8 protein-coding genes are annotated in these 7,994 nt (G+C 31.7%); 7 read left to right on the forward strand and 1 reads right to left on the reverse strand.

From position 1 onward, the window contains the following. The 7 genes from BM163_RS13305 to BM163_RS13340 all read left to right on the forward strand — a co-directional run. A partial coding sequence (locus BM163_RS13305; protein WP_143088238.1) for a transposase occupies positions 1-248 on the forward strand: 248 nt, incomplete at its 5' end. A gap of 160 nt (positions 249-408) precedes the next feature. Continuing rightward, positions 409-639, forward strand: a complete 231-nt coding sequence (locus BM163_RS13310; RefSeq protein ID WP_089803663.1) for a helix-turn-helix domain-containing protein — start codon at positions 409-411, stop codon at positions 637-639. Beyond that, positions 639-2,408: a DNA cytosine methyltransferase gene (locus BM163_RS13315; RefSeq protein WP_089803664.1), complete on the forward strand. Its 1,770-nt coding sequence runs from the start codon at positions 639-641 to the stop codon at positions 2,406-2,408. Before BM163_RS13310 ends, BM163_RS13315 begins: the two co-directional genes overlap by 1 nt. After that, a complete protein-coding gene (locus BM163_RS13320; protein WP_089803665.1) occupies positions 2,401-3,939 on the forward strand; it encodes an AAA family ATPase in 1,539 nt (512 codons plus the stop codon). Before BM163_RS13315 ends, BM163_RS13320 begins: the two co-directional genes overlap by 8 nt. Then, positions 3,936-5,399, forward strand: coding sequence for an LlaJI family restriction endonuclease (locus BM163_RS13325; protein WP_170243755.1), 1,464 nt, complete (start codon positions 3,936-3,938; stop codon positions 5,397-5,399). The genes BM163_RS13320 and BM163_RS13325 overlap by 4 nt, the downstream gene beginning before the upstream one ends. 93 nt (positions 5,400-5,492) lie before the next feature. Continuing rightward, positions 5,493-6,287 carry an abortive infection family protein gene (locus tag BM163_RS13330; RefSeq protein WP_089803666.1) on the forward strand — a complete coding sequence of 265 codons (795 nt, stop codon included), beginning with the start codon at positions 5,493-5,495 and terminating at the stop codon, positions 6,285-6,287. Between the two features lie 287 nt (positions 6,288-6,574). Next, positions 6,575-7,315 carry a hypothetical protein gene (locus BM163_RS13340; RefSeq protein ID WP_089803668.1) on the forward strand — a complete coding sequence of 247 codons (741 nt, stop codon included), beginning with the start codon at positions 6,575-6,577 and terminating at the stop codon, positions 7,313-7,315. Positions 7,316-7,732: 417 nt separating this feature from the next. Here the strand turns inward: BM163_RS13340 and BM163_RS13345 are convergent. Then, a partial coding sequence (locus BM163_RS13345) for a transposase (protein WP_143088240.1) occupies positions 7,733-7,994 on the reverse strand: 262 nt, incomplete at its 5' end.

Here is a 7,994-nt window from a genome sequence, read left to right on the forward strand (position 1 = left end):
CAACAGATCTTCGGAAATATTCAGCTCCTGCTCGTGGTTCGCAGGCATGGAAAACGATTGCTAAACGTCGCAGTTCTGTCGAAAGAGTAAATGGCTATCTTAAGGAGTTTTTCCAGCTTAATAATGTTCGTTACCGTACAGGAAAACGTGCAAAAGCTCACTTTGATTTAGTGACGCTTATTTATAATGCATCAAAACTAGCAGCAGATCGTTTAGGCTCATTCCTAAAGCAATATCAAATAGCATAAAAAATTTTTAAGACAAATATTGAAATTCTGGTCGTGTTTGATTTTTTAAAAAGAGCAATTATGAAATTGATTCAAGTAAAGAATATTTCATTATAGGTAAAGTTACTGTATAATAAATAATTAGTAAAGGACTATAAGAAATGTAAAGGGATGGTGCGTTATGAGTGTTTCTTATAACAAACTGTGGAAATTATTAATAGACAAAAATATGAATAAGACAGAACTGAAAAACGTTGCTCGCGTTAGTAGTAACGTTATAGCTAAAATGGGGAAAAATGAAGCAGTCTCAATGGAAACTATAACTAAAATATGTAAAACATTAGAATGTGATGTAGGAGATATAATGGAGATTAGCAAGGATAATCTCGATAGAGATAAGGAGATTTTTTAATGATTAAATTAGCAACTGTATTTAGTGGAATTGGCGCTATTGAACATGCATTGAAGAGAATGGGGTTATCCCACGAAATAGTATTTGCATGTGATAATGGTGATATTGATGTATTGAGTGAAAAAATATTACCTGAAATCGATGAAGTTGAGGTTGAAATTGATGTTTTAAATAATATGATTAAGAAAATTTCAACAAATCTAGAATCCAATCAAGATGAGTATACTATTGAATTAGCAAATACCTTTTTAAATATAAATAAAAAATATAAAAAATTTATAGATGAAATAGATTATAAGGCAGATTTGATAGACTTATCAAGAAAAACCCTATTAAATTTTATTGAAGACAATTACTTTAATGAAAATGTTCACAAAGCATATACAGCATGGATAAAAGTTTATGAATCTGATAACCATTCATCGCTACATAAATATATTGAATCAAAAAAATCATTTATTAAAATAGAAGCCGATTATAAAAGAATTTATGGCGGGGATTTTGTTGAAAGTGATTATTTTAAAAAAATGGCTCAGAGCAATGAGTATACAAAACTTGTTAATATTACTGAATTTAAACAATCGGTTAAGGTATTAAGAGAAGTTTCAGACGCACTTTCTATGTTACATGAGAAAATTAACACAACCGCCGTCCTAGGAGATTTGAAAAACATCGAGTCGTTTGAGGAAAAGAATGCATATGTAAATAAGCTTTATGAAGGTCAAGAGCATCGAAATAGAGTTAGAGAATCTTATATGGCCAATTATAATGTTGACCCAGAGCACTTTCATTGGAATGCTTCATTTTTAGATGGAAGACAATATCACAATCAGGTTGATTTATTTGTAGGTGGGAGCCCCTGTCAGTCCTTTAGCTTAGTCGGAAAACAAAGAGGATTAGAGGATACCAGGGGTACACTATTTTATGAGTTTGCTAGATTGGTCAAAGAAATTCAACCCAAAGTTTTTATTTATGAAAATGTAAAAGCTGTGTTGAGTAATGACAACGGAAATACATGGGAGACAATGAAGGAAGTATTTGATGAATTAAATTATGAGTGGCATGATGCTGTATTAAATGCAAAAGATTATGGTATTCCGCAAAATAGAGAAAGATTATTTGTAGTAGGGTTTAGAAAAGATTTAGCAGTAAAGGAATTTAATTTTCCTGCTCCTGTTAAATTAGATAAGGTAATGAAAGACTTTTTGGTAGATAACGTATCCAGTAAATATTATTTACCACCTAAAGGTGTAAATTTTGTTACTGATCAAAAAAATATTGACAAGCGTTATACACAGATTGATGGAGATATACAACTATGTCAAAAAAAGAATCAACAGTTTAATTGGCATGGTGACTTTATTTTTGTTGAAGAAAATAAAGACAAAGAGAAAACAATCCAAGATTTAGAAAAATATTTTCTTTCAGAGAAGGTTAAGAAATACGTATTATCAACAGGTACAAAAGGATTTTATTCACGACCTGAAACAGATTTAGATGTTGCCCGCCCTTTATTAACATCTATGCATAAAATGCACAGAGCGGGTGTAGATAACTATGTAACAACAGAAGGACGCCTGAGAAAATTAACACCTAGAGAATGTTTAAGACTTATGGGCTTTTGTGATAGTTTTAAAATCGTGGTAGCAGATACCTCAGCGTATCAACAAGCTGGTAACTCCATTGTAGTAGATGTACTAATTGAAATAATGAATAAGGTTATTGAATATTATCCAAATTTAATTAGAAAGGAGAAAGTCAATGTCTGAAACATTATACGTTGATGCTCTACCAAGTAGTTTTGTAGCAAGGCGTTTAAAATTTGGGCAGGATAGAGGAGCAGGAGAAGCGAAACTACATGTTGGATCATTAAAATCTGAAACACAATTTGATGACTTCTTTGAGTTTGGTTCAAATATAGAGTACAAGTTTGACAGGGGCAACTTATTAGATTATCTATTACAAGTAAAATTAGAATATATATATCAAGTAATTTTTAGTTATAAAGATATAGATTTAGATTATTGGAATGATATTTATAAGGAAATAAGTGGGTTGGCTAATAACGATTTAATGTGTTCTTTAGGAAAATTTACTGACAAATCTCGATATTATGTAAGAGCCAATGAGAATATTTTCAAGAATTATTTTAGGGGAATTGCACTGCCAAGATTAACAAATGTAAAATTTGAAAAAAACACCCTTTCAAGTGGAAGAAAAGAAATAATCATAAAATTGGAATTGAATCCAAATTGTGAAGAAAAGAAAGATGTGTTTAATTACAGTACGGGATATGAATCAGAATTTGCTCGAAATAGGATAATTTTCGGTGCTCCAGGTACTGGTAAAAGTTACTCGATAAATCAAGATAAAGATGAACTACTTTCAAGTGGCGGGGATTTTGAACGGGTGACTTTTCACCCCGACTATTATTATGCTAGTTTTGTTGGAACTTATAAGCCAGTACCGTTTATTGACGGAAAAGATGAAGATAGTATTACCTATGAATATGTTCCAGGTCCTTTTATGCGGGTATACGTTAAAGCTTTAAAAAATGGCCGTACTAATAATATTCAACCACATTTATTAATAATAGAGGAAATTAATCGAGCAAATGCTGCGGCAGTTTTTGGAGAGATATTCCAATTGCTTGATCGTAATAGTAGTAATGTTAGTGAGTATTCAGTACAACCATCGGAAGATATTAAAAAATATCTTGCAGATGAATTAGGAGAGAAAATAGAAGATATTTCTACACTTAAAATCCCAGATAATATGTTTATATGGGCGACAATGAATAGTGCAGATCAAGGAGTTTTTCCTTTAGATACGGCTTTTAAACGTAGATGGGACTTTGATTATCTAGGGATAAATAATAACGAAAGTGATATTAAAGGATATACTGTATCCCTAGGTAAAGGAGAATATACTCGTCCTGTAGAATGGAACGAACTTCGTAAGTCGATTAACGACGTTCTTTCTTCATATAAAATTAATGAGGATAAATTATTAGGTCCCTATTTCTTAGCAAGGAAAATTGTTGTTCCTAACGAGGGGAACGATATTGATGCTGAAAAATTCATTAGTGCTTTCAAAAGTAAGGTTCTAATGTATTTGTTTGAAGATGCAGCTAAACAGAGAAGGACGTCATTATTTGATGGATGTAGTGATACAACAAAGTATTCATCAATTTGTGAAGAATTTGATTTACGTGGAGTGGAAATTTTTTGCGAAAGTATTAGGGATAAATTTCCAATGTCTGTATCAATGGTTGCTGAATCCCCGGGTGAATATGAATGATTTCCAAGTTTGTACGAGAGCAAAAACGTTATACACAAGATCACTTACGAGATATATTTGAATGTTCAGCTGAAAAAGTGGTTGTTATTATAAAAAAACTGAAGCAATATGGTGTTTTAAAAGCAGTAAAGGTATCTGATGTTCAAACGGATATGTCTGATCTTATTGATGAAGAAATTGAAATAAGTGATGTTGAATTAGAGGGGAATAATTATTATTACGTTTTTACATTCGTTGGAATAATTGCAGTAGAGGGTTACATAATAAAAAGTTACCCTAAATATCTTACTAAAAAAAGTCCGACAACTGAATTAAAAAAGATAATTAAGGTTTTAGAAAAATATAATTCTAAAGAACAAATTATTCGGATGTATAACGACGGTGGAAAAAATAGTGCGTTCAATCATCTTGCTGTGATGCTGTATCTATTAAATGATTATTACGAAAATGGCCTTTACACAAGCACTCAAGATATCATAGAGGAAGATGGAAATGGAGAAATTTTGTGGGACAGGACTATTAATGAAACTTTTGCAATTATAAAGAACAATCGGCCATACTATACAACATTATTAACTAAAAAAAGAGCAATGGATGACCTTGATTATTTTAAAAGGTTGCATGAATGTATTCTCAGTCACTTTAGTAAGGAATTGAAAGAAGCTGATTTAATAGAATTGTTCGATATTGTGCTAGTTGACCTTACAGATGAGGGGTTAGACGCATTTGGAGATGTAGATTATATACTTTATCGTATTGAAAATGAACTTAATGTTCAATACATTACTCGGAAGCAATTAATTTTAAAATCGATATACGCTTATTTAACACATAGTAGTAGTTTGTCAGATATAGATGGTTTTAGCTTTTTTGGAACAAGTACTTTTAATTTAGTTTGGGAACAAATTTGTTCAGAAATAATGGACAATCAATTACAAAACGATTTAGGTTCTTTAGACTTACCAGTACCGTTGCATGCTGATTTTGTAGCTTATAACAAGTTAATCTCACTTATTGAAAAACCAAAATGGACTGGCAAATCAGAAGATGATAAACCATTTATCAAAACATCTAACGATACTTTGAAACCGGATATTATTTCAGTAGGGAAGAAGAAGGATGGTTTTAATTTTATTATTTTTGATGCCAAGTACTATGTAATTAGATTAGAAGAAAATAAAAAATTGCAAGGGCAACCAGGAATTTCAGATATTACTAAACAGTATCTTTATCAATTGGCATTTGAAAAATTTATTAAATTACATTCTATTGACTCAGTAAAAAACTGTTTTTTATTGCCATCAGAAGGTAGTGAAATAATCAATAAGGGTTATGTTAAGTTAGATATGCTTGATAATCTAGGCTTGCAACCAATTCAAATTAGAATGTTACCTGCTAACAGTGTGTATGACTATTATCTTGAAGGTATAAAAATGGATGTTTCTGAACTTGACTTATAAGCTGTCTGCAGAAAAAATATGGTGGGGCGGAATTGATGGATGCCCCGCATATATAATGGGAAGTATTTCGTAGAGTGATTACGAGGTGATAGTTTGCTTAGCTTTAATGATAAAAATTTCATTAGTACTTTTTTTAATGATGGTGGATACGTTTTAAATTTTAGTAATTCACAGTTTGATGACTTTACATTGAATTCAGTAGGTATACCGCTCCAAACGAGGTATAAATTATCAAAAGGAAAGTCTTTCGTGGCCTATATTAATGATGCCGAAGACGAAAAAATTATAAAATTGGTTTCCGATTTAATCGATTATATAGAATTCCTAGATATAGAGGAAATATTCACAGAAGAAAAGAGAAATCTTTACCCAAAACTGAAAATGCTTATGTCGAAATATTCAACCAATCAGACCTTTAGCAGTACATTGGTTACTGATGTAAAAGAGAAGTTTAATGATGCATACATAGCTAGTCAGTTAAAAATCATGATGTCCCTAGTTGAAAAATCACCTTCGGATGTGATTGGTAAATCTAAAGAACTATTAGAATCCTGTTTCAAACATATTTTAGATGAATTTGAAGAGGAATATTACCCTTCATCCACTGTTGCACAATTAAGAAAACAGGTGTTTTTGAAATTAAATTTAGATCCGAATGAAAATGTATCGGCTAAAAATAATAATGATGTTAAGAAAATATTGAGTAGTTTCATTCAAGTAGTTGATGGTTTAAATTCTCTTAGAAATGATAAAGGTGATGGACACGGTAAAGGGAAAAATTATACAGAATTACCTGTACGATACGCTAAATTGGCAATGAATGCATCATTAACTATCGTACACTTTACCTGGGATACGTATAAGATGCATATTGGTAAATATAAATAGAAAGGGTGTCTTGCGTATAGGGCTAGAACATTCATTTACTAATTATGTGAAAGAGAAATATTGTAATGAGTTGTTTGAAGCCCTACAGGACTTCATAATAGACCAATTAGATAATTTAGAATTACGCCTTAATGTTGTTGAAGAAATTGATGAAATAAACTTATCAGATATAGAAATAAAACAAATTTCATAGAAGATTTACCTGGAACAAAAATCGATTTTGATATAATATTAGAAGCCCACCTTGAGGTTGTATATAAATCAAATTAAATTAAATGGAGATGCTAATGGAGACGGCTACTAATCTTTTGTCATTAATTACAAAGTATATGGAACAATCAACTCAGCCCCTGGGCTTCTGGGATGGCTTCTTAAAGTACGGCATACCAATCATCCAGACGGTCATATTGTTAGGCGGTGCGCTTGCTGGCCTATATAAATATTACTCTGTAAAGAATAAAGAAATAAATGAGCAGATGTTGAAAGATGTGTATGCTCCGCTCTATCAATATTTTATTAAGCAAGAGCTATATTGCTATATAAATAAAATAGATAGGGATTATAAGGAAAGTCCAATTCTTGAGTTGACGAACACTAAAAGAAATGAGAAGACTTATTTTGGAGAAAAGACGAAAACCGAAGTTACTGTATTAGAAGAGACCTTATTAAATCTTAATCGCAATGAATTTTTAAGTATTCTCGATTCAGTAAACATTGGTCTTGCCTCCAAGGAGCTCCTAACGCTCCTAAATATGTACAAAGTATTGATTTATCATGAGCTGAAGGCAGATAAAACTTCTGATCGCTTTCTAGATGCAACCATAATGAAAGTTGATATCGAAAATGCAATAAGAAAAGAAGTTATTATAGGTTATTTGCATTACCACAAAAAGTTAAAACTTGATACGATTACGACTAATGAATTCCACCAAATTACTGGGGATAAAATAGAATTCAATTATAAAGTGGATCAATCAGTCAAGGAGAGATTGAGAGACGATATCCTGAATAATCCCGATAAATATTAGGCGTTTGCTGAAAAGTAGGTGCTTTTTTATATCCAGAAAGAACTGTGGAAAAGTTTAATTGGTTAGAAGGGTTGATGAACGATTAAAGCTTAGTGAGTGTCAGAACAGGTTTTGTGTTGGTTTTCTCATATTTTTTAGAGAAGATGAAGTCGTTTTCCTTTTACAAATAAAAGCACGAAAGTAAACTAGGCTTCACATATGTGTGAGGGCTGTTTCTTTGTAAGCGCCAATCCATCAGGTAGGTCGGCACGACAAATAGCCTTTGCTACAATGTTAAGTGTAGTAAAGGCTATTTACATTTTGCCTGAACATCGGGATTCCATGGATAGAAAGTTTTAATAACTGAATCAATTTCATAATTGCTCTTTTTAAAAAATCAAACACGACCAGAATTTCAATATTTGTCTTAAAAATTTTTTATGCTATTTGATATTGCTTTAGGAATGAGCCTAAACGATCTGCTGCTAGTTTTGATGCATTATAAATAAGCGTCACTAAATCAAAGTGAGCTTTTGCACGTTTTCCTGTACGGTAACGAACATTATTAAGCTGGAAAAACTCCTTAAGATAGCCATTTACTCTTTCGACAGAACTGCGACGTTTAGCAATAGTTTTCCATGCCTGCGAACCACGAGCAGGAGCTGAATATTTCCGAAGATCTGTTGTTATTTTAACCTTG

This window comes from Halolactibacillus alkaliphilus (genome assembly GCF_900115465.1).
GTDB classification, from domain to species: Bacteria; Bacillota; Bacilli; order Bacillales; family Amphibacillaceae; genus Halolactibacillus; species Halolactibacillus alkaliphilus.

Excerpts from the sequence above, each read along its gene's own strand:
- BM163_RS13310 (WP_089803663.1), top strand. The coding sequence starts at position 409 with ATGAGTGTTTCTTATAACAAACTGTGGAAATTATTAATAGACAAAAAT.
- BM163_RS13315 (WP_089803664.1), top strand. The coding sequence starts at position 639 with ATGATTAAATTAGCAACTGTATTTAGTGGAATTGGCGCTATTGAACAT.
- BM163_RS13320 (WP_089803665.1), top strand. The coding sequence starts at position 2,401 with ATGTCTGAAACATTATACGTTGATGCTCTACCAAGTAGTTTTGTAGCA.
- BM163_RS13325 (WP_170243755.1), top strand. The coding sequence starts at position 3,936 with ATGATTTCCAAGTTTGTACGAGAGCAAAAACGTTATACACAAGATCAC.
- BM163_RS13340 (WP_089803668.1), top strand. The coding sequence starts at position 6,575 with ATGGAGACGGCTACTAATCTTTTGTCATTAATTACAAAGTATATGGAA.